This is a genomic window from Martelella endophytica (assembly GCF_000960975.1).
Taxonomy (GTDB): domain Bacteria; phylum Pseudomonadota; class Alphaproteobacteria; order Rhizobiales; family Rhizobiaceae; genus Martelella; species Martelella endophytica.
In genome coordinates this window covers 2523124-2544296 of the sequence record NZ_CP010803.1, presented here as the reverse complement: position 1 = coordinate 2544296, position 21173 = coordinate 2523124, and the positions used below count along the sequence as shown (strand labels likewise).

At 62.3% G+C, this 21173-nt stretch carries 19 protein-coding genes; 11 read left to right on the top strand and 8 right to left on the bottom strand.

Translation table 11 applies throughout. The features are described 5' to 3' along the window. Positions 1–43: 43 nt before the first annotated feature. The gene (locus TM49_RS11575) at positions 44–280 is read left to right on the top strand and encodes a DUF3329 domain-containing protein (RefSeq protein ID WP_244464708.1); all 237 of its coding nucleotides are present in this window, start codon (positions 44–46) and stop codon (positions 278–280) included. Then, complete coding sequence (iolB, locus tag TM49_RS11570; RefSeq protein ID WP_045681415.1) at positions 277–1086, top strand: 5-deoxy-glucuronate isomerase; 810 nt, start codon at positions 277–279, stop codon at positions 1084–1086. The genes TM49_RS11575 and iolB overlap by 4 nt, the downstream gene beginning before the upstream one ends. A 225-nt stretch (positions 1087–1311) precedes the next feature. Here the strand turns inward: iolB and TM49_RS11565 are convergent, their stop codons facing one another. Then, entirely contained in the window at positions 1312–2262 is a 951-nt protein-coding gene (locus TM49_RS11565) for an AraC family transcriptional regulator (protein WP_045681414.1), read from the bottom strand. A 186-nt stretch (positions 2263–2448) separates the two neighbouring features. Between TM49_RS11565 and melA the strand changes: the two genes are divergently transcribed. Then, positions 2449–3816 (top strand): alpha-glucosidase/alpha-galactosidase, encoded by a 1368-nt coding sequence (gene melA, locus TM49_RS11560; protein WP_045681412.1) that lies wholly within the window; start codon positions 2449–2451, stop codon positions 3814–3816. Positions 3817–3995: 179 nt separating this feature from the next. On the opposite strand, the gene TM49_RS11555 is transcribed toward melA, so the two are convergent. After that, positions 3996–4760: an SDR family NAD(P)-dependent oxidoreductase gene (locus TM49_RS11555; protein ID WP_045681411.1), complete on the bottom strand. Its 765-nt coding sequence runs from the start codon at positions 4758–4760 to the stop codon at positions 3996–3998. Between the two features lie 109 nt (positions 4761–4869). Continuing rightward, positions 4870–5859 carry a LacI family DNA-binding transcriptional regulator gene (locus TM49_RS11550; protein ID WP_045685153.1) on the bottom strand — a complete coding sequence of 330 codons (990 nt, stop codon included), beginning with the start codon at positions 5857–5859 and terminating at the stop codon, positions 4870–4872. A 248-nt stretch (positions 5860–6107) separates the two neighbouring features. Here TM49_RS11550 and TM49_RS11545 point away from each other — a divergent pair, with 248 nt between their 5' ends. The 5 genes from TM49_RS11545 to TM49_RS11525 are packed head-to-tail and all read left to right on the top strand — an operon-like array spanning position 6108 to position 11889. Then, positions 6108–7589 carry a sulfatase family protein gene (locus tag TM49_RS11545; RefSeq protein ID WP_052700027.1) on the top strand — a complete coding sequence of 494 codons (1482 nt, stop codon included), beginning with the start codon at positions 6108–6110 and terminating at the stop codon, positions 7587–7589. 52 nt (positions 7590–7641) lie between these two features. After that, a complete protein-coding gene (locus TM49_RS11540; protein WP_045681407.1) occupies positions 7642–8745 on the top strand; it encodes an ABC transporter ATP-binding protein in 1104 nt (367 codons plus the stop codon). Next, on the top strand, positions 8742–9683 hold the full coding sequence (locus tag TM49_RS11535; RefSeq protein ID WP_082074711.1) for a carbohydrate ABC transporter permease: 942 nt from the start codon (positions 8742–8744) through the stop codon (positions 9681–9683). The genes TM49_RS11540 and TM49_RS11535 overlap by 4 nt, the downstream gene beginning before the upstream one ends. Continuing rightward, positions 9676–10527 carry a carbohydrate ABC transporter permease gene (locus tag TM49_RS11530; RefSeq protein WP_045681406.1) on the top strand — a complete coding sequence of 284 codons (852 nt, stop codon included), beginning with the start codon at positions 9676–9678 and terminating at the stop codon, positions 10525–10527. Before TM49_RS11535 ends, TM49_RS11530 begins: the two co-directional genes overlap by 8 nt. 45 nt (positions 10528–10572) lie before the next feature. Beyond that, entirely contained in the window at positions 10573–11889 is a 1317-nt protein-coding gene (locus TM49_RS11525; RefSeq protein ID WP_158498625.1) for an extracellular solute-binding protein, read from the top strand. 68 nt (positions 11890–11957) lie between these two features. Here TM49_RS11525 and TM49_RS11520 read toward each other — a convergent pair whose 3' ends face one another. From TM49_RS11520 to chrA, 3 genes are read right to left on the bottom strand one after another with little or no spacing between them, the layout of a single operon-like run. Beyond that, entirely contained in the window at positions 11958–12938 is a 981-nt protein-coding gene (locus tag TM49_RS11520; protein WP_045681404.1) for a bifunctional riboflavin kinase/FAD synthetase, read from the bottom strand. A gap of 27 nt (positions 12939–12965) precedes the next feature. Then, on the bottom strand, positions 12966–13814 hold the full coding sequence (locus TM49_RS11515) for a TIGR01459 family HAD-type hydrolase (RefSeq protein ID WP_045681402.1): 849 nt from the start codon (positions 13812–13814) through the stop codon (positions 12966–12968). A gap of 46 nt (positions 13815–13860) precedes the next feature. Then, positions 13861–15168, bottom strand: a complete 1308-nt coding sequence (gene chrA / locus TM49_RS11510; protein ID WP_045681400.1) for a chromate efflux transporter — start codon at positions 15166–15168, stop codon at positions 13861–13863. Between the two features lie 384 nt (positions 15169–15552). On the opposite strand from chrA, the gene groES reads away from it, so the two are divergent. Together groES and groL are read left to right on the top strand one after the other, a co-directional pair. After that, positions 15553–15849, top strand: a complete 297-nt coding sequence (gene groES / locus TM49_RS11505) for a co-chaperone GroES (protein WP_045681398.1) — start codon at positions 15553–15555, stop codon at positions 15847–15849. Positions 15850–15916: 67 nt separating this feature from the next. Further along, positions 15917–17566 (top strand): chaperonin GroEL, encoded by a 1650-nt coding sequence (gene groL / locus TM49_RS11500; RefSeq protein WP_045681396.1) that lies wholly within the window; start codon positions 15917–15919, stop codon positions 17564–17566. 217 nt (positions 17567–17783) lie between these two features. On the opposite strand, the gene TM49_RS11495 is transcribed toward groL, so the two are convergent. Together TM49_RS11495 and TM49_RS11490 are read right to left on the bottom strand one after the other, a co-directional pair. After that, the gene (locus TM49_RS11495; protein WP_045681394.1) at positions 17784–19745 is read right to left on the bottom strand and encodes an FUSC family protein; all 1962 of its coding nucleotides are present in this window, start codon (positions 19743–19745) and stop codon (positions 17784–17786) included. Next, positions 19742–20182: a MarR family winged helix-turn-helix transcriptional regulator gene (locus TM49_RS11490; protein WP_045681393.1), complete on the bottom strand. Its 441-nt coding sequence runs from the start codon at positions 20180–20182 to the stop codon at positions 19742–19744. Before TM49_RS11490 ends, TM49_RS11495 begins: the two co-directional genes overlap by 4 nt. 287 nt (positions 20183–20469) lie before the next feature. On the opposite strand from TM49_RS11490, the gene TM49_RS11485 reads away from it, so the two are divergent. Beyond that, positions 20470–21168, top strand: a complete 699-nt coding sequence (locus TM49_RS11485; RefSeq protein ID WP_052699816.1) for an outer membrane protein — start codon at positions 20470–20472, stop codon at positions 21166–21168. Positions 21169–21173 lie beyond the last annotated feature (5 nt).

The following is a 21173-nucleotide window of genomic DNA, read 5'->3' as shown; positions in this document are numbered from 1 at the left end:
GTGATCCTCACCTGACTGCGAAATGCTTGAGGAGGATAAACCCGTGGCCGATACCCCCGACTGGCGTCGCATGTTCGACCTGAAGCATCCGATGCTGAAGCCGCTTTGGGTGCGGCTAGTGCTGATTGCGGTCTGCTTCGCCTGGGCCGTGGTCGAGCTCACCATGGGCTCGCTCTACTGGGCAATCGCCGTCGCCATCATCGGGCTCTATATGGCCTGGGTGTTCTTCGTGTCGGCCGACCGCACCTATTTTTCGAGTAACGACAAGGAGGAACCATGAACAAGCTTCTGGTGAAGCCCAAGGGCACGAGCGGCAAGGTGCACGACATTACGCCGGAAAGCGCCGGCTGGGGCTATGTCGGCTTTTCGCTCTATCATCTGAAACCCGGCGAAACGGCGTCGGAAAAGACCGGCGACCGCGAAGTCATCCTTGTGCTGGTCGAAGGCAAGGCCACGATTTCTGGAAACGGACAGGATTTCGGCCTGCTCGGCGAGCGCATGAACGTGTTCGAACGGAAGAAGCCCGCCTGCGTCTACCTGCCCGATGGCAGCGAATGGACGGCGACGGCCGAAACGGACTGCACCCTCGCCATCTGCTCCGCCCCCGGCAAGGGCGGCCACAAGGCGCAGGTGATCGGCGATATCGGCTTCGAGGAGCGCGGCAAGGGCGCCAATACCCGGTTCATCCATCCGATCGCGATGGAAGACAAGGACATTGCCGACAGCCTGCTGGTGACGGAAGTGTTCACCCCGGCCGGCAACTGGTCGTCCTACCCGCCGCACCGCCATGACGAGGACAATTTTCCGGAGATGACCTATCTGGAGGAGACCTATTATCACCGCCTGAACCCCGCCCAGGGCTTTGGCTTCCAGCGCGTCTTCACCGAGGACGGCGAACTCGATGAAACCATGGCTGTCTCCAGCGGCGATGTCGTGCTGGTGCCGAAGGGCCATCATCCCTGCGGCGCACCCTATGGCTACGAGATGTATTATCTCAACGTCATGGCCGGCCCGATGCGCAAATGGCGCTTCAAGAACCACCCTGACCACGACTGGATCGCGAAGAAGCAGGCGGCAGAGGGTTAGCGCCGTACTGACTGCAAGCCTCACCCCTCTACAGGCGTCATCCTCGGGCTTGACCCGAGGATCCAATCACGTGTGTCGCGAGAAGCGCGAGCGACTTTAAGACCACGATGGTCAAGACTGGCCGCAACCGCCAATCATGCGGAGATGTGGATAGATCCTCGGGTCAAGCCCGAGGATGACGCCGAGTGAGAGGAAAGGTTTGTCAAAGAGCGAGGCCGCCGAGGGCTAGCCCTCGTCGTAATCCACCGCCTCCTTGTGAACGCCGGGCGCCGCGTCCGGCGTTTCGGCGTTCAGCGAGATGATACTGGCCGCAAGCCCGATGCGGCGGAAGTCGGTGGGGCTGACGCGGAAGTAGCGACGGAACACCTTGGCGAAATAGTTGGGATCCGAAAAGCCGGTCATGCCGGCCACTTCCTTCACCGTGTGCTCGCCGCTCGTAAGCAGCCGGGTCGAAAGCTTCAGCCGCCGCAGCAGCACATATTCGGCGGGCGGCATGCCCTCCGTTTCGGCAAAGATGCGGGAAAAATGCGAGCGGCTAAAACCCGAGACCTCGGCCAACCGCTCCACCGGCAAGGGTGCATCCAGATTGGCGTCGATGAAGCGGATGACGCGGCGCATCGCCCGGCTTTCGAGCGGCGGGGCGGCATGGGCGCCAAACACGTCGTCATAAAGCAGCATCGTCACCTCGTAAGCCACCGCCGATGCCCGCGCCGGCGTGTCGGTGTCCTCCGAAAGCAGCCGGTTGACGCAGCCGGCTAGCTGCTCGACGGTCTTCTCCCGCAGCGACAGCACCGGCCCGGTCGTCGCCAGCACGGCGCGCTGGATGCGCATCGCCTCCTCGCCGTTGAGCGAGATCCAGAAAAACTCCCAGTGACCGCCCTCCTCCAGCCAGTAACGATGATTGTGGGGAATGAGCGTCAGCATCGTTTCACCGGGCTTTACCCGGAACCTGCGGTTTTCGAACCGGAGATTGCCCTCGCCGGCGATCGTGTACTGGATCACCGAAAACGGACTCTGGCCGCGCTTGCGGCCGTCCCAGTCATAATCCGGCTTTGTCCGGATTTCATAACCGGCGCTCACCGGCATGGCGTGCAGGTCCTGGTGGCCGCGCGGCAGCGAAATCAGCCGTCCAACCGGCGCCTTGCGGCGCAGTTCGTCGAGCACAAAATTACCCATGAAAGCACAATCCCTCTCTGTCATGGCGCTCAGGCTGCGGCATAATGCGTGCCGAGGCAGGGAAAGACAAGTCAGACAGCAGGCGCAATCCGGCTGAAGGCAAAGTCTTCGCCCTCAACAACAGCATTCGATCTTACCCCGTTCAGGGACAAGGGCCCTGGTTCACGAAGGCCCGGAGGAACATTCATGAAAACACAGCCCAAAATCACCTTCATCGGCGCCGGTTCGACGGTGTTCATGAAGAACATCATCGGCGACGTGCTGCAGCGCCCGGCGCTGAAGGATGCATCCATTGCACTGATGGACATCAACCCGCAGCGGCTTTCCGAAAGCGAAATCGTCGCCAGCAAGCTCGCCAAGACGCTGGGCTCCAAGTCGAAGATCACCACCCATTCGAGCCAGCGCGAAGCCCTCGACGGCGCCGATTTTGTTGTCGTCGCCTTCCAGATCGGTGGCTATGAACCGGCAACCGTCACCGATTTCGAGATCCCGAAGAAGTACGGCCTGCGGCAGACGATCGCCGATACGCTCGGCGTCGGCGGCATCATGCGCGGGCTGCGCACCGTGCCGCATCTCTGGTCGATCTGCGCCGACATGATGCAGGTCTGCCCGAACGCGATCCTCCTGCAATATGTGAACCCGATGGCGATCAACACCTGGGCGATTGCCGAAAAATTCCCGGATATCCAGCAGGTCGGCCTCTGCCATTCGGTGCAGGGCACGGCTGAGGAACTGGCCCGCGACCTCGACATCCCGATCGGCGAGATCCGTTACCGCGCGGCCGGCATCAACCACATGGCCTTCTACCTCGCCTTCGAGCACCGCCAGCCGGATGGCAGCTACCGCGATCTCTACCCGGCCCTGCTGCAGGGCTATCGCGAAGGACGCTTCCCGAAGCCGAGCACCTGGAACCCGCGTTGCCCCAACAAGGTGCGTTACGAAATGCTGACTCGTCTCGGCTATTTCGTTACCGAGAGTTCGGAGCATTTTTCGGAATACACGCCCTATTTCATCAAGGAGGGGCGCGAGGACCTGATCGAGAAATACGGCATTCCGCTTGACGAATATCCGAAGCGCTGCGTCGAGCAGGTCGCGCGCTGGCAGTCGCAAGCCGAGGAATTCCGCAATGCCGAGACGATCGAGGTGAAACCCAGCAAGGAATACGCCTCGGCGATCATGAATTCGGTTTGGACCGGCGAGCCCTCGGTGATCTACGGCAACGTCCGCAACAATGGCTGCATCACCTCGCTGCCGGAAAACTGCGCCGCGGAGGTTCCCTGCCTCGTCGACCATTCCGGCATCCAGCCGACCCATGTCGGCGCCTTGCCGCCGCAGCTTACCGCGCTGATGCGGACTAATATCAACGTGCAGGAACTGACGGTGGCCGCCCTCGTCAACGAGAACCCTGAGCACCTCTATCACGCCGCAATGATGGATCCGCATACGGCAGCCGAGCTTGATCTCGACCAGATCTGGTCGCTGGTCAGCGACCTGCTCGCCGCCCACCACGACTGGATCCCGGAATGGGCCCGAGTGGTGAAGCGCGCGGCGTAACAGCAAGTCTTGTCAGAAAACGATCTCCCCCTCTGAGGGGGAGATGTCGCGAAAGCGACAGAGGGGGCAAAAGCCGCATACTCCGAATTCGCCGAGAGGGTTCACCCCTCTCTGCCCCTGTCGGGGCATCTCTCCCTCAAGGGGAGAGATTAGTTCGCTCCCACGCCGAAAGGTGCCGTTCACGGCATGAATTGGCCGCCATTGATGTCGAGGATCTGGCCGGTGATGTAGCCGGACATGGTCGGCGAGGCGAAGAAGACGAAGCTCCAGGCGCATTCATCCGCCGTGCCGAGGCGGCCGAGCGGGATCGATGCGAGGGCAGATTCAAGATTGGCCTTCGGCGTGTCGTCATGAAACGGCGTGGTGATGACGCCCGGGGCGAGCGCGTTGACGCGGATGCCGTCGGCCGCCAGTTCCTTTGCCAAAGAGCGGGTCAGCGAATGCACGGCGGCCTTGGCGGCGGCATAGATGCCGGAGCCTGGTGCACCGCCATTGCGCCCGGCAATCGAGCCGAGATTGATGACGGAAGCGCGTTCGCTCGCCTTCAACGCCGGATGGGCATGGCGCACCAGCCTGAGGATCGAGCGGGTATTGAGGTCGAAGACGCGGTCAAAGACGTCGTCATCCGTGGCATAGACCGGCGTGCGTTCGATCGCGCCGGCATTGTTGATCAGGCAATCGAGCCCGCCCATGGCCGAAAGCGCCGCATCGACCACCGACTTCGCCCCTTCGGCGCTGCTGACATCGCCCGACACCAGATGGACCGTACGCCCCGCATCCTTGAGTTCCGCAGCGAGTGCTTCCGCCGGCGCGCGGCGGCTGTTGTAGTGAATGGCAACTTCGGCGCCGGAGGCGGCAAGCGCACGGGCAGCGGCGGCGCCTATGCCGGAACTTGCACCGGTGACGAGCACTTTCATGCCCTCGATATCGTGGACGGGAATCATTATCGGCCCCTTTCAAGCAATGGGGCCATGCTGGGCCCCTCCCCTGGATGCGGCGCGAAAACGCCTTGGCCCGAACCTAGCGCAAATCGGCGCAAGGGCAAGTCGACACTCAGCCGCGCGCGGTCGAGCCCCGTGCCACGATGCGCATAGCCAGGGCACGGCTTTCCGGCGTCTTCGCTGAAATCGCCGCAAGCGATTCCTCGGCCAGTTCGTTGAGGTCGGCGCCGATGGTCGACAGCGGCGGGATGGCGAAGCGGCCCTCCTCGATGTTGTCGTAGCCGATGACGGCGATGTCGCGTGGACAATCGAGCCCCGCCTCGCGGATCGCATGCAGCGCCCCCAGCGCCAGGAGATCGGAGAAGGCGAAGATGCCGTCCGGGCGCTCGGCGCCGGAGACAAGCGCGCGCGTCGCCTCGACGCCTGCCTCGCGGGAGAATTGTTCGACGGAAATCTGCGGACCGGGCTCAAGTCCGCGCTCGCGGTGGGCGGCGAGGAACCCCTTCAGACGGCTTTCGGAGGCACCGGTCTGCAGAATGGTCACGCCCACGGCGGCAACATGGCGACAGCCCTGGTCGAGCAGATGTCCAGTCGCAAGCCGCGCCGCCTCGACATTGTCGATGCCGATATGCACGAGGTTGTCCGGCACCGCCGTCGGCCCCATGAACACGCAGGAAACCTTGGCCATGGCGGCCGCCTCCGTCGGGGCAAGCTGGTTCAGCGTCATCAGCAGGCCATCGAAGTGGCCGAGCGTCAGAACACGCTCGACGGCCGCCCTCTCGCCCTTCAGCGAGCCACCGGTCGATTCGATGAAGACGCCGACATCGCGCGCATGCGCCGCCTCGATGACGGCGCCGGCAAGTGCCGCAAAATAAGGCTGACGGATATCCGGGACGATCAGCGCGATCATGTCGCTGCGGCCGGTGCGGAGCTGCCGGGCAGCGCGGTTGGGGCGATAGCCGAGCCGCTCGCATTCGGCCATCACCCGCTTGCGCACCCCCTCAGAGACATGGACATAGCCGTTGACGACGTTCGACACCGTGCGCGGCGAGACGCCTGCGGCACGAGCAATGTCCTTCAGTGTCGGACCGGATGATTCCACCCTGGCCTCCCTCGTTGCCGGCACGCGTTGCCACGCGGACCGCCTCTCCCATCGGGAGCATAATTGTCGTCCGTGCTGCCCAACTTATCAAGCGGCAGCCGCCACAAGCCCGTAATGCCGTCACCGATCGCTTCGGACACGCTCGCTTATGACACCCGAAATCTCCTCTTGCAACGTTGAAAAACTTGTGTCACGTTATTTGCCACGTTGCAAATTTGCATCGTTGCAAGTTCTGGGAGGAATTCAAAGTGCAGTCCGAAAAGGCGGCCCGGCGCCCCAATATCATCTATGTATTTGCCGACCAGCTCCGGCGCGACGCGCTTGGCTGCACCGGCATGGCTAATGCCGCCACACCGAATATCGACCGGTTCGCCACTGAAGCGATGGAGATGCGCCAGTTCGTCTCCAACACGCCGGTCTGCACCGCCTATCGCGCCTCGTTGATGACCGGCAAGCACACCACCTCGCATGGCATGGTCATCAATGAACTGCGGATGAACCCGAACCAGACCTGTCTTGGCCATCTTCTGACCGGCGCCGGCTACGAGACGAGCTATATCGGCAAGTGGCATCTCTTCGCCAACCAGCTCGGCAATCACTTCGACCCGAAGAATTCCTTTGTGCCGCGCGGACCGCACCGGCTGGGTTTTGACGGTGAGTGGAAGGCCTACAATTTCCATCACGACAATTTCAGCCCGGCCGCCTATTACCACGAGGAAACCCCGGAGAAGATCTTCTATCCCGATGGCGTCTACGAGGCGACTGCGCAGACCGACCTTGCGATCGACACGATCAGGCGGATGAGCGACGGCGCGTCGCCCTTCGCCATGGTGCTCTCCTACGGCCCGCCTCATGACCCCTGGGGTCCAGACAACGTGCCGGAGCAGTACTGGCGCCTGTTCGAACACGAGCGCTTCCCGAACCCGCCGAACTATCAGGACGAGAACGATCCCTATGCCGATGAATGGGCGCGGCTAAGCCCCGACGAGCGTGCAGAACTCGAAAGCTGGCGACGCGGTTATCACGCCCAGGTCGCCTCGCTGGATGCCGAATTCGGCCGGCTGATGGCGGCAATCGAGGCGGCGGGCATCGCAGACGACACCATTGTCGTCTTCACCGCCGATCATGGCGAGATGTTCGGTGCTCATGGCCGGCGGGCCAAGCTGATCTTCTACGAGGAGGCGGCGAGCGTGCCATTCTTCATCCGCTGGCCGGGCAGAACGCCGGCAGGCGGAGCAAGCGACGCCGCGATCGGTACGGTCGACGTGCTGCCGACGCTTTGCGGCCTGGCCGGCATTGCCTACCCCGATGATGTCGAGGGCAACAATCTTGCGGCAGAGGTCAAGGGCGCGCCTGGTGGACCGGAGGTCTCGCTGCTGATGGGCTGCGGAGCGACGGCAGCATGGGAAGATGGCCATGAATGGCGCGCCGCCCGCGACGCCCGCTACACGCTTGCCCGCTACCGGGTCGATGGCGCCACGCTGCTGTTCGACCGCGAGGCCGATCCATGGCAGTTGCAGAATGTTGCCGACAACCGCGCCTACAAAGCTGTACGCCAGCGGCTTGAAAGCTGGATGGCGGCGGAAATGGATCGCATCAAGGACGGTTTCCGGGCCTCGAGCTACTACGAAAAACACTGGACCGACGACGACCGCTGCATCCTGCGCTCCGAAACCGCGGAGTTCGGGCCCGCCGTTCCCGTCGGCCCCGCACTGAAGGCAGGGGAATAACCCCGGAAGCGATGAACACGCCGCGAAACGGCGGCAAATGGGAGGAGATTTCATGAGCGGAGTGAGCCTGAAGGGGCTGCGAAAGTCCTATGGCGCCATCGAGGTGATTTTCGGTGCGACACTCGATATCGAGCCGGGTGAATTCGTCGTCTTTGTCGGCCCGTCGGGCTGCGGCAAGTCGACGCTTCTGAGGATGATTGCCGGCCTGGAGGATATCACCGGCGGGGACCTTTCGATCGGCGGCCGTGTGGTCAACGATGTCGCAGCGCGTGATCGTGGCGTGGCGATGGTGTTCCAGAACTATGCGCTCTATCCGCATATGACGGTGCGCGAAAACATGGGCTTCGGGCTGAAGAACATGGGCTTTCCCAAGGCCGAGGTTGCAAGCGCGGTCGAGGCCGCCGCTTCGACGTTGCAGCTCACCGAATATCTGGAGCGCAAGCCGAAACAGCTTTCCGGCGGCCAGCGCCAGCGCGTTGCCATCGGCCGCGCCATCGTGCGCGAACCGGACGTCTTCCTGTTCGACGAGCCGCTCTCCAACCTTGACGCCGCCCTTCGTGTGCAGATGCGCACTGAGCTCTCCCAGCTTCACGCCCGCCTCGGCGCCACGATGATCTATGTGACGCACGACCAGACCGAAGCGTTGACCATGGCCGACCGGATCGTCGTGCTACGCGCGGGGCGCATCGAGCAGATCGGTGCACCGCTGGAACTCTACGACACGCCGGCCAACCTCTTCGTCGCCGGCTTCATCGGCGCGCCGAAGATGAATTTCTTCGAGGGCCGCGTCGAAACTGCCAATGGCGACACGATCACCGTCGCCACCCATGCCGGCGACCGGCTGCAGGCGCGGACCGCAAGCGGCGCGCTTGCGGCCGGTGACGGTGTAACGCTTGGCATTCGCCCGGAGCATCTGCTCGTTGCTGCGGATGGCCCGATTTCCGCGAAGGTTTCGCTGATCGAGCAGCTTGGCAACATCGTGCTTGTCTATGCCACCACCGGTGACGGCGCCCAGATCGTCGCGGAAAGCCGCACCCGAACCGTCCCCGGCATCGGTGAGACGGTAAAGTTCATGCCCGAGGGCACCGTCCATGTCTTCAACGCCGATGGCAATGCCGTGACTGCAGCCCTTCCCGAACAGGAGAGCGCGGCATGACCACGATCGACACAGGGCAGGTCGCGGCGTCCCAGGCCGTCGCCGTGCCCAAGACGCCGCACAGGCGCCGCAAGAGCGATATCGTGCCGGCCCTCATCTTTCTCGGGCCGTTCATGGCGCTCTATGCGGTGTTCCTGATCTTTCCGTTGTTCAAGGGCATCTACATCTCGTTTCACGACTGGGAACTCGCCGGCGGCTATCGCGAGTGGATCGGTTTCTTCAACTATGAAGACCTCTGGTACGACCGCGAATTCTGGCGAGCCACCGGCAACACCTTCCGCTTCGTGATCATGGCCGTGCCGGCAATGACCGCCCTGTCGCTTGTCCTGGCGCTGGCACTGCGCGGGCAGGATCGTATCCGTACGATCTTGCGGCCGGTGTTCTTTTCGTCCTCGGTGTTCTCCGTAACGGTCGTCACCCTGGTCTGGGGCATGGTGCTTTCGCCGGATCGCGGCCTCGTGACACCGGTTTTCGAGGCGTTCGGCCTTGAACCCATCAACATTCTCGGCAGCCTCACCTGGGCGATGCCGGCACTGGTCATCGCAACATTGTGGTGGGGTATCGGCCTGCCGATGGCGCTCTTCATCGCCGCCCTCGGCCAGATCCCCAGTGAACTCTACGAGGCGGCGGAGCTCGATTATGCGAGCCGCTGGCGCAAGTTCACCGCGATCACCATTCCCGGCATCCGCCGCACCATGCTGCTCGTGCTGGTGCTGCAGATCGTGCTGCAATTCCAGATCTTCGGCCAGGCACAGCTGATGACCAATGGCGGCCCGGCCCACACCACCGAAACCATCGTCATGTACATCTACAATACCGGCTTCCGCGACTGGCAGATCGGCTACGCAACGACCATCGCGCTCGCGCTGTTCGTCATCATGCTGTTCTTCTCGATGCTGCAGCTCTGGATCGGCGGCAGGGGAGATACCAATGACTGACACGACCCTGATGCGGCGCCTGACCCGGCGCCCGGCGGACAAGCTCATCCTCATCGCCACCATCGCCTTCGCCATCCTGTGGATGATCCCGATGCTGTGGGTGCTGGTGATGTCGTTCAAGCCGAATGAGGTGCTGATGCGCTCGACGGCGGGCTTCCTGCCCTACCCGTTCACGCTCGAGAACTTCATCAACGTCATCCGCATCGCGACCGTGCCGCGCTGGCTGATGAATTCGGCCATCGTCGCCACAACGATGACGGTGCTGGTGCTGGTGATCTCCTCAATGGCGGGTTACGCCTTCGCGCGGCTGCGGTTTCCGTTCAAACCGGCGATCTTCGTCATGGTCATTGCCGGCCTGATGGTGCCGGAGCAGGTGATCTTCATTCCGCTCCACACCATGTTCGCTGACTGGAACATGCACAACAGCTACACCGCGCTGGTGATCCCGCGCATCGCGACACCGATCGGCGTGTTCCTGATGACGCAGTTCTTCCGCGCTGTGCCGTCCGAGCTCGAAGAGGCGGCCCGGCTCGACCACGCCAGCCACTTCACGATCTTCACGAAGATCATGCTGCCGCTGTCGCTGCCGGCGTTGACCACGCTCGGTCTGTTCACATTCCTGCATGCCTGGAACGACTACCTCTGGCCGCTGGTCTCGGCGACCAACAAGGACATGTACACCGTCACCGTCGGTCTGGCGTCGATCCAGGGCAATTTCGCACAGTCGGAGGGGATCGGAACGCTGATGGCGTCTGCCGTCTTCGCATCCGCCCCCATTGTTCTGCTGTTTATCATTTTCCAGCGCTACATCGTGGCGGGGGTCGCCATGAGCGCCGGGAAGTAACGGCCGTTTCCGGTCGCATATGCATCACAAATGGAGGAGATGCCAATGACTAACCTAGGGAAGAGAATGGCACTGACGGCGGCGGCGCTGCTGGTCAGCACATCGTTCGCGTCGGCAACCGACATCAAGTTCGTCCGCTTCTTCGGCGATTGCCAGGCCGAGTTCGGCGATGTCACCGATCCTGCCGACGCCTATGGCGAATGCGGGATCATCACCGCGCTCACCAACCAGTTCAATGCTGAAAACACGATCGGCGCCCACGTCAACACGCAGACGGTCGATTGGGGTGCCTACTACACCCAGCTGACGTCGTCCTATTCGACGGGCGACATCCCGGACGTCGCCGTCATGCACGCATCCGACCTGATCAACTACACCGATCGCGACCTCGTCACCCCGATTGGCGAGGAGCTTGTCGCCGCCGGCGTCGATCCGGATGACTGGGTCGAGCAGGCCCGCAAGAACGTCACCAGTGACGGCGAGATCTATGCCCTGCCGTTCGATATCCATGCCGTTCTGATGCATGTGAATCTCGGACTGATGGAAGAAGCTGGCCTCGTCAACGAGGACGGTACCGCCAAATTGCCGACCTCGCTCGACGAACTGATCTCGATGGGCAAGACCTTCAAGGAGAAGACCGGCAAGTATTATCTCGCGATGGAAAGCCAGTCGACCGACGTCTCGTCCATGCGCCTGTTCATGAGCCTCGTCTGGCAGCAGGGCGGCGACCTGATCAGTGAGGACGGCAAGACCGCGACCGTGGACTCGCCCGAGGGCCTCAAGGCCGCGGAATTCATCAAGGCGATGTTCGACAACGACCTGCTTGATCCCGGCCTCGACTACAATGGCGCCGAGCAGGCCTTCCTGAATGGCGATGCGGGCATGTTCATCAACGGCACCTGGGTCGTCAACAGCTACGCCACCCAGGCCGAAAACGGCGCCGGGCTGACCGACTACGCCGTCTACGACCTGCCGACCTTTTTCGACAAGCCGGCGGTGTTCTCGAACTCGCACACCTGGATCATTCCGAAGGACGATACCCGCACGCCGGAAGAGCGTGAGGCCGCCATCGCCTTCCTCGCCTTCCTGAACGAGAACGACTACCAGTGGGCCCGCACCGGCCACCTGCCGGTCCGCCAGTCGGTCATCGACAGCGAAGAGTTCCAGGCGCTTCCCTACCGCGCCGGCTACGCAGGCACGGCAGACGCAGCCCACCGGCTCCCGCCGGTCAAGAACGAGCGCGGCATCTATCTCGACATCGCCGCCGAGCTTTCGCCGATGTGGCAGACCGACATGTCGCCGGAAGAGGCCGTCAGCAACGCCAACGACACGACCCAGCGCATCCTGCGCCGCAACCGCTGAGCGGAGTTTGGGACAAACAGGCCGGGGCGCATCAAGTGCCCCGGCTTTCGCGTGCTTGCGATAGGGGCCTAGAAGGCGATCTTCGCGTCGAGTTCCGAAAACGGACGGACGGAGGACAGCAGGGCCCTTGCCTGATCGGCATCGCGGTGCATCTGGGCGACGAGCGCTTCGAGGCCATCGAACTTCAGTTCGTCCCGCAGCCTGCCGAACAGCGAGACCGCACCGGTCTCGCCATAGAGATCGCCCTTGAAATCAAAGATATAGGTCTCGAGCAACGGCCGTCCGTCCTCGACCACGGTCGGGCGCCGGCCGAAGCTTGCCACACCGTCATGCAGCGTGCCGCAGGGGCGGCGATAGCGCACGGCATAGATACCAGGGCAGAGCTTGGCATCCGGATCGAAGGCCATGTTGGCGGTCGGGAAGCCGAGCGTTCGGCCGAGCTTCTCGCCGTGGATCACCTCGCCCATCACCGTGTAGCGATAACCGAGCAGGCCGGAGGCCGCGACCACCTCGCCGCGCGTCAGAAAATCGCGGATCCGGCTTGAGGAGACCACTTCGGCGCCCTCGTCGCGGAAGGCATCCATCAGCGTCACGCCGAAGCCGTGGCGCTTGCCGGCATTCATCAGATAGGCCGGCCCGCCTTCGCGATTGCGGCCAAAGTGGAAATCGAAACCGGTCACGACCTCGCTGACGCCCAGCCAGTCCATCAGCACGGTGGTGACGAACTCTTCCGGGGAACGCTGCGAGAAGGTGCGGTCGAAGGGATATTCGATGACGGCGTGATAGCCCATCGCCTCGAACAGCCGCGCCTTCATCGGCGCCGGCGTCAGACGGAAGACCGGCGCCTGCGGATTGAACACCGAGCGCGGATGCGGCTCGAAGGTCAACACCAGCGCCGGCACGCCGCGCTCCTCGGCAAGCGCCAGGGCGCGGCCCAGCACCGCCTGGTGGCCGCGATGGACGCCGTCGAAATTGCCGATGGCGACGACCCCGCCCTTCAGTTCCGCGGGCAGCGGTTCACGAAATTCATTGCGATGGAATACCGTCATGCTTCTCTTCCGGATGGTGCCGGCCGGTCAGGCCAGCTCTGGCATCCAGTATTTCGGGCTCGCGCCCTTTTCCGTCAAGAACCGCAGCAGAGACGCTTCGTCAACGATACCGTTGACGGTGTAATCCGCCGCATGGATGCCTTCAGCGATATAAAGGAGATCAAGGCCATAATCCATGGCACCGCGCACATCCGTCGGCATGCCGTCGCCGATCGCGAGCACGCGGGTTTTCTCGACATCGCCGAGAAGGCCACGGGCCTTGGCCAGCGCTGCCTCATAGATCGGCGTATGCGGTTTGCCGGCAATCAGGGTCTCACCGCCGAGCTCTTCATAAAGAGCCGCTAGGGCGCCCGCGCAGGGCACCAGCCGGTCACCGCGCGAGACGACGAGGTCGGGATTGGCGCAGATCAGTGGCACGCCGCGCGCGACAAAGCGCTCCAGCATGTCGCGGTAGTCTTCCGCGGTCTCGCTCTCGTCATCGAAAAGGCCGGTACAGAGAATGCCTTCGGCCGTCGCCTCGTCGACCAGCGCGACCTCGGTACCATCCGTGAGCGAGGTGTCGCGCGGTGGGCCGATGTGAAAAAGGCTGCGCGGCCCTTCGATGACGAGCTTGCGCGTGACGTCTCCGGAGGTGACGATCGCGTCGTAGCTCTCATCCGTCACCCCGAGCGCGGCAAGCTGTTCGGCGACAGCGGGGCCGAGCCGCGGCGAATTGGTGAGCAGGATGACCTTCACCCCGGCCGCGCGCGCCGTCTTCAGCGCCTCCTTCGGCGTCGGATAGGCAGCGACCCCGTTATGGAGAACGCCCCAGACATCGCTGAGCATCACATCGTAGTGTTCATGGAGGCGGCTGAGGGCGGGAATGCGGTCGACCATGGTATTTCCTTGTTTCGGGCGCTTGGGAGGCTGCGAGCCCTAAAGGTCATAACCATCGCCCGATGGCAAGCCCCGCAAGGCCGGCGGCAACGAGAAGTGCGACCACGCCGACGCGAAATCTGAAGATGGCGATCCCGGCAGCCACAGCGAGGACCAGAGACGGCAGATCTAGGCTCGGCCACTCCGGCCATGGCAGGCCGGCATCGAGGAAGGGTCGCAGGGCGAAGAAATCCTGGCGCCCGACCGATCCGAAGAGGACGTGCAGTGCGAACCAGACCGAAAGGTTGGCAATGACGCCGACGGTCGCGGCCCCGATGCCGGCGAGCGCGCCGGCAAGCCGGGGATTGCGGCGCAGATCCTCGATGAACGGAGCGCCGGCGAAGATGAAGACGAAGCTTGGCACGAAGATCGCCCACGCCGTCAGGAGCGCGGCAATGATGCCGGAGAGCAGCGGCCCGCCCGCCGCAGGCGCGCCGTGCCCCGCAAGAAAGCCGACGAAGGAAAGGGTCAGAACAAGCGGTCCCGGCGTCGTTTCCGCCAGCGCTAGCCCATCGAGCATCTGGGCCGGCGTCACCCAGTGCCATGTCGTCACCGCCTGCTGAGCAACATAGGACAACACGGCATAGGCACCGCCGAAGGAAAACAGCGCCACGCGGACGAAAAACGAAAACACGTCGGTGAAGGTATTCTCGCCGCCGATGGCCCGCATCAGGCCGAGCGGCGCGAGCCAGATTGCGCCCCAGACGAAAACGGCGACGACAGCTCTCAGCCCCTTGCGGCGGTGATGGCGCTCCGGCTCGGTCTCCGCTGCCGGTGCAGCGCGCAGGAGAAGCGAACCCGCAATGCCGGCGAGCAGGATGACCAGCGGAAAGGCTAGACCGAAGATGAACAGGGCAACAAAGGCTGTCGCCGCAAACGCAAGCGACAGCGGTCCTTTCAGCGACTTTGCGCCCATCCGCACCAGCGCCTGCAGCACGATCGCCAGAACGGCCGCCTTCAACCCGGTGAAGATCGCCTCAAGCCAGCTTGCATCGGCAAAGGTGGCATAGGCCGCCGCGAGCCCGATGATGAGGGCAAGCCCCGGTGCGACGAACAGGAGCCCTGCCGCAATCCCGCCGCGCACGCCATGGAGCAGCCAGCCGATATAGGTGGCAAGCTGCTGCGCTTCCGGTCCCGGCAGCAGCATGCAGTAGTTCAGCGCATGCAGATACCGCTCTTCCCTGATCCACCGCTTTTCCTCGACGACGATCCGGTGCATCAGTGCGATCTGTCCCGCCGGACCGCCGAAGGAGAGCAGGCCGATCCTCAAGAAGGTCGACAACAATTCGGAAAAGCTGGGTCGAGGATCGCTCAAGGGATGTACTCCCTCACTCCGGGAAAATTCGCTGAAGCCACAAAACTGACCGCGCTTATGTTGCTGTGTGCTTTCACGTAGGACCTCCGCGTTCCGGAGAAAACGCGATCATTGTGAAGGCTGCATGACGGGCCGGATTCGACGCGAGCCATTGTTATCGCTATAAGAGCGCTCTTGGCGGAAGCCGACAGCAGACAGGAGAGCGACCTTTGCCCAACCTTGGCCGCAAAATTTTGAGATAAAATAGCCTCTGCTGCGCCTTGACAGCGCCATGCCCCCCACCTAAATCTCCGCCATTAGCACTCGCCAACGGAGAGTGCTAACACTCATCCGCGTTGGCGCCTCAGGTGCCCGCGACATGTCATTTGATCGAGGGAATAGACAATGGCAAGCATTTCTTTCCGCCCCCTGCACGACCGCGTCGTCGTTCGTCGCGTCGAGTCTGAAGCCAAGACCAAGGGTGGTATCATCATCCCCGACACCGCCAAGGAAAAGCCGCAGGAAGGCGAAATCGTCGCCGTCGGTTCCGGCGCCCGTGACGAAAGCGGCAAGGTTGTCGCGCTCGACGTCAAGGTCGGCGACCGCGTCCTGTTCGGCAAGTGGTCGGGCACTGAAGTCAAGCTCGACGGCGAAGACCTTCTGATCATGAAGGAAGCCGACATCATGGGTATCGTCGCCTAATCGACGCTTCCTGAAGCATTTAGCCGGGCTGATGCCCATCCACGTTTGAGAAACCAGGAGTTTTCAAATGGCTGCTAAAGAAGTCAAATTCGGCCGCACCGCGCGCGAAAAGATGCTCGACGGCGTCGACATCCTCGCCAATGCCGTGAAGGTCACCCTCGGCCCCAAGGGTCGTAACGTTGTTATCGAAAAGTCCTTCGGCGCTCCGCGCATCACCAAGGACGGTGTTTCGGTCGCCAAGGAAATCGAACTCGAAGACAAGTTCGAAAACATGGGCGCCCAGATGGTCCGCGAAGTTGCTTCGAAGACCAACGACACGGCCGGTGACGGCACCACCACCGCGACGGTTCTGGCTCAGGCCATCGTCAAGGAAGGTTCGAAGGCCGTTGCTGCCGGCATGAACCCGATGGACGTCAAGCGCGGTATCGACCTCGCTGTCGCCGAAGTTGCCAAGGAACTCGTTGCCAAGGCAAAGAAGATCAACACCTCTGCTGAAGTTGCCCAGGTTGGCACCATCTCCGCCAACGGCGAAAAGCAGATCGGTGAAGACATTGCCGAAGCCATGCAGAAGGTCGGCAATGAAGGCGTGATCACGGTTGAAGAAGCCAAGACCGCTGAAACCGAACTGGAAGTCGTTGAAGGCATGCAGTTCGACCGCGGCTACCTGTCGCCCTATTTCGTCACCAACTCCGAGAAGATGGTTGCCGATCTGGAAGACGCCTACATCCTGCTGCACGAAAAGAAGCTCTCCAACCTTCAGGCCATGCTGCCGGTTCTGGAAGCTGTCGTTCAGTCCAACAAGCCGCTCATCATCATTGCTGAAGACGTCGAAGGCGAAGCCCTTGCTACGCTCGTCGTCAACAAGCTGCGTGGCGGCCTGAAGATTGCTGCCGTCAAGGCTCCGGGCTTCGGCGATCGCCGCAAGGCCATGCTGGAAGACATCGCCATCCTGACGGGCGGCACTGTCATCTCCGAAGATCTCGGCATCAAGCTCGAAAATGTCACGCTCGACATGCTCGGCACGGCCAAGAAGGTCTCGATCACCAAGGAAAACACCACGATCGTCGACGGCGCCGGCCAGAAGGCCGACATCGAGGCACGTGTTGCCCAGATCAAGGCTCAGATCGAAGAAACCACCTCCGACTACGACCGCGAGAAGCTGCAGGAACGTCTTGCCAAGCTCGCCGGCGGCGTTGCCGTGATCCGCGTTGGCGGTTCCACGGAAGTCGAAGTGAAGGAAAAGAAGGACCGCGTCGATGACGCCCTGAACGCGACCCGCGCGGCCGTTCAGGAAGGTATCGTCCCCGGTGGCGGTGTTGCCCTTCTGCGTGCCTCCGCTGGTGTTACGGTCAAGGGCGAAAACGCCGACCAGGATGCCGGCATCGCCATCGTCCGTCGCGCTCTGCAGGCTCCGGCCCGCCAGATCGTCACGAACACCGGCGACGAAGCTTCGATCGTTGTTGGCAAGATCCTCGAAAAGAGCGACTTCAACTACGGCTGGAACGCTCAGACCGGTGAATATGGCGACATGATCGCCATGGGCATCGTCGACCCGGTCAAGGTTGTCCGCACCGCTCTGCAGGACGCAGCTTCGGTTGCCTCGCTGCTGATCACCACCGAAGCCATGATTGCCGAAGCTCCTAAGAAGGAATCGGCTGGCGGCATGCCCGACATGGGCGGCATGGGTGGAATGGGCGGCATGGGCGGCATGATGTAATCAGGCGAAAGCCTGATTACAGAATAGCACGCCCATCATGTCCAATGGTTTGGCGCGGCAAGCGCGCCATTCCTTCCGGTTCGGCGTCGCAAGCGCGCCGAACCGGCGGCATGATGTAATCAGGCGAAAGCCTGATTGCGGAGTGACCCCACGGTCCATCCGGAATTACGAAAGGGGCGGTCTTCGGACCGCCCCTTTTTGCTTCGCTTTGCAACGATCAGACAGCGCGGGCAAAGAAGGCCGCGTTGGCTGCGATTTCCTGGCCAACCGACAGCAGTCTACCGCCATTGCGGCCAGCGGTTTCGCTGAGCCGGGAGGACGCCAGACCGAAAATAGCGGCGGCGCGGCGCGGCTGTGCGTCGATCGTTGCGACTGAACGAAGTACGGCCTCTGCCGCCCGCCTCTGACGCGAAGGAAGATCTCCGGCGCGCATGACCTGCAGATCATGGATGACGTCGGCAAGGTTTATGACCGCAATCCCGACACGGGCGATCTGTTCGATGCTATTGCCACGCTTTTCATGCCAGCGAACAAGCCTCAGTATGCGATAGTAGAGGCGCGCGCGGATGACCTCGACGTTCTGACCGGCGCCAGGACTTGCCGCCATTTCCCGCAGCATTCCGACAATGGCCCTTTCAAGCATCTCGGCTCGCCGTGCCGCGTCTGTCGGATAGATCAGGCGGTACATGAGGAGCGCAAGAACCGGCGCCGCCGCCACAGAGATTGCCCCGACAACCGACATTTCGAGCGTACCGGTCAAAGGCAATGCGGGTGACGACAGCAGCAGAAGGACCATGTTGTAGTCAAAGGCGAACTTGACTGTGCGCCTGTGCCCCATGAGGAAAGCACCGACAAGGATGAACGGAAACAGCATCAGGATCAGTTGCAATTCGCTCGTCGCATGCGGCCAGAAAACCCAGCGGCAAATGACCGCCACCGCCGCGCCGGATGCCTGCCCGACGAATACGAAGGGCATGAAGCTTGCGGGGTTCTCGAAAGTCGAGAACATCGACACCATGATCGAAAGACCAAGCAGCATGTAGGGGCCGCTGGAAATGCCGGTAACCGCCCACAGAATTCCGATGGCAAGCAGCGCCGTGAAGGCCCGGATTCCGGCCTGGCGCGCGCCGACAAAATCATGATGAAGCATCACCGGAACGCCCGTTCGGGCAAAGCCCCTGCCCTCGTCCTGGCCCGGCAGATAGCGCCGCAATGCAGCCCGAAGGTCGCCCAGAATATGCTCGAGCGGCGCCGGCATACCGGGGTCGGCTGACGCCGAGCAGACGTCGACGGCATGATCGAGATGCATCAGCATTTCCCGATGCGGCGCGTTTGCATTCGCCGCCTGCGCAGCCTTTTCCAGCGCATCCGCAACCTCCGGCGGCCAGGAGCGGACCGGCCCGTCGGTGAGCCACAGGATCGCCGCCAGTTCGGCCAGGAGAACCCCTCGTGCCGACTTGACGAAGCGTCTGGATTTGAGCGAGCCCGCGCCGTGGGGATCAAGCTTGTCATCAAGCTCGGCGATTTCAGAAAGAAGCCGCGCCCTGGAGTGCCCGCTTGCGGAGCGCTCGCCGCGCAGCGTGTTGGCCACCTCCTGAAGAACTCGCCCCGTCAGAAGCCGAACGCCCTGGGTCACCTCGCTCTCGTCGCCAGCCGATGCGAGAAGCCAGCTGACGACGATCGACACGATAACGCCCGTCAGGATCGTCGCCATACGGTCGAGACCAAGCCCGACGACATGATCGGGATGCGAACTGTCCAGCAGAACCACCATAGCGGCGGAATAGCCGGCGACGATCGTTCCGTAGGAGACATAGCCACGCTGCAGGTTTCCGATCGCGGCACAAAGGCCAACCCAAACGGCAAGGCCGGCGGCAATCACATAGGGGTTGCCCCCTGAAGTCATCATCAGCACCATGCCGGCCACAGCGCCGGCGATGGTGCCCGCGATGCGGAAAAACCCCTTTTCCAGCAGCTGGCCGCGTGTCGGCTGCGATGCAGCCCAGACCGTCATGCCGGCCCATTGCGGGTGATCAAGGCCCATGAGCCAGGCAATGAGGACCGCCAGACAGGCACCAATGGCAGTGCGAAGCGCAAAGATGGAGCGCGCGCGGTCCAGCCCGATACGCTCGCCCCAGCTTGCGAACCGGGCACTCGGTTTCAATGTTTTTGTCGTCATTTCTTCAGTTTCGCATCGATCTTCGCAAAGGCCGCGAGCACGGCTCTGATCTCATCCTCCGAAAGGTCGCTCAGAAGCTCCCCTTCCGCAGCGTGCAGAACACGCCGTATCGTCTCCACCGAGGTCCGTCCCTTGTCCGTCAGGCGGATGCGTTTGGCACGGCGGTCACGCGTATCGGCCACACGCACGATCTGACCGTCGGCTTCAAGCAGGTCCAGCAGCCGGACGATGCTCGACGTATCGAGCCCCGCCCGGCCTGCCAGTTCCTTCTGGCTGACATCGTCGCCGAAACGCCAGAGATAGAAGAGCGGAGTCCAGGTTGCATCGGAGAAGCCGATTGCAGCGAGCTCATCGTTGATGGCCTGTCGCCAGTGCCGTGCGAGCTGTACAAACTGAGCGCCGAATTGAAAGCGAGAAGAAATAGCAGGATCTGTCATGTCGCTCTCATTTCATAAAAATAGATTTTATACAAATTATTTTTATGACATCTAAATTACGGCTAGTCATGGGTCGTCGACCGCCCGAAAGCTCCAGTCTCCACCTGACAACCAAACACGTCGGTGGGTTGCGTCGTCTAATTGACACGCGTCAAGGCGGCATAAAGGTGATATTTTTGCCACTTCGCCCTTGGCGCGGAAGGGGAAGGCTGCAGCAGAGAACGCTTTCTTGTCGATTTACCAGAATTGACCTGCTCTTTTTGTGAGCTCAATTCAGGGGATGTGAGATGAAATCAGTTTTTGCGGCGGTCGGCATTGCAGCCGGGCTCGCCTCCGCAGCCTGCGCGGCCGATCTGACCGCGCAGGCGCCTGTTGTGACGCCGCCGTTGCCGCAGCCAGCGTTGACGTGGACCGGGGCCTATATCGGTTTCGAAGGCGGCTATGGCTGGACGGCCGGCGACATTCCGGAGACGCTTTTCGACAAGACTTCGGGGGAAGTCGCAAGCGGTGGTGGCGCGGCCATTTTCGGCGGCTACGACTACCAGTTCGACAACAATCTTGTCGTCGGCCTTGAGGGCTCCTACGGCTACGACTGGAACGAACACGACTACACCGTCGTTTCCGTCTATCCCTTCCTCAACGGCCAGACGGTGACGTTTGAAACCGAGTGGCAGGCAACCATCGGGGGACGGCTCGGCTATGCCTTCAGGAAGGCGCTCGTCTATGCGACCGGAGGCTATGCCGCGACCAATATTCACGGCACATTCTCGCTCACCGGCCGATCCTATGACGAGGTGATGAATGGCTGGACGATCGGCGCCGGTATCGACTACGCGGTCAACGAGCACGTCTTCGCCCGCCTGCAGGCGACCTACGCCGACTACGGAACCACCGATCTCATCAGCGAGGCGACCGGCCTTGCCGGCCTGCCGGATTCGAAACTGAGCCAGGCCCATGTGATGGCCGGTATCGGCTTCCGCTTCTAGATTTA

Excerpts from the sequence above, each read along its gene's own strand:
- TM49_RS11540 (WP_045681407.1), top strand. The coding sequence starts at position 7,642 with ATGAGCGGAGTGAGCCTGAAGGGGCTGCGAAAGTCCTATGGCGCCATC.
- TM49_RS11515 (WP_045681402.1), bottom strand. The coding sequence starts at position 13,814 with ATGGTCGACCGCATTCCCGCCCTCAGCCGCCTCCATGAACACTACGAT.
- TM49_RS11485 (WP_052699816.1), top strand. The coding sequence starts at position 20,470 with ATGAAATCAGTTTTTGCGGCGGTCGGCATTGCAGCCGGGCTCGCCTCC.
- groL (WP_045681396.1), top strand. The coding sequence starts at position 15,917 with ATGGCTGCTAAAGAAGTCAAATTCGGCCGCACCGCGCGCGAAAAGATG.
- TM49_RS11490 (WP_045681393.1), bottom strand. The coding sequence starts at position 20,182 with ATGACAGATCCTGCTATTTCTTCTCGCTTTCAATTCGGCGCTCAGTTT.
- TM49_RS11555 (WP_045681411.1), bottom strand. The coding sequence starts at position 4,760 with ATGATTCCCGTCCACGATATCGAGGGCATGAAAGTGCTCGTCACCGGT.
- TM49_RS11530 (WP_045681406.1), top strand. The coding sequence starts at position 9,676 with ATGACTGACACGACCCTGATGCGGCGCCTGACCCGGCGCCCGGCGGAC.
- TM49_RS11520 (WP_045681404.1), bottom strand. The coding sequence starts at position 12,938 with ATGACGGTATTCCATCGCAATGAATTTCGTGAACCGCTGCCCGCGGAA.
- TM49_RS11525 (WP_158498625.1), top strand. The coding sequence starts at position 10,573 with ATGACTAACCTAGGGAAGAGAATGGCACTGACGGCGGCGGCGCTGCTG.
- TM49_RS11495 (WP_045681394.1), bottom strand. The coding sequence starts at position 19,745 with ATGACGACAAAAACATTGAAACCGAGTGCCCGGTTCGCAAGCTGGGGC.
- groES (WP_045681398.1), top strand. The coding sequence starts at position 15,553 with ATGGCAAGCATTTCTTTCCGCCCCCTGCACGACCGCGTCGTCGTTCGT.
- TM49_RS11535 (WP_082074711.1), top strand. The coding sequence starts at position 8,742 with ATGACCACGATCGACACAGGGCAGGTCGCGGCGTCCCAGGCCGTCGCC.
- melA (WP_045681412.1), top strand. The coding sequence starts at position 2,449 with ATGAAAACACAGCCCAAAATCACCTTCATCGGCGCCGGTTCGACGGTG.
- TM49_RS11565 (WP_045681414.1), bottom strand. The coding sequence starts at position 2,262 with ATGGGTAATTTTGTGCTCGACGAACTGCGCCGCAAGGCGCCGGTTGGA.
- iolB (WP_045681415.1), top strand. The coding sequence starts at position 277 with ATGAACAAGCTTCTGGTGAAGCCCAAGGGCACGAGCGGCAAGGTGCAC.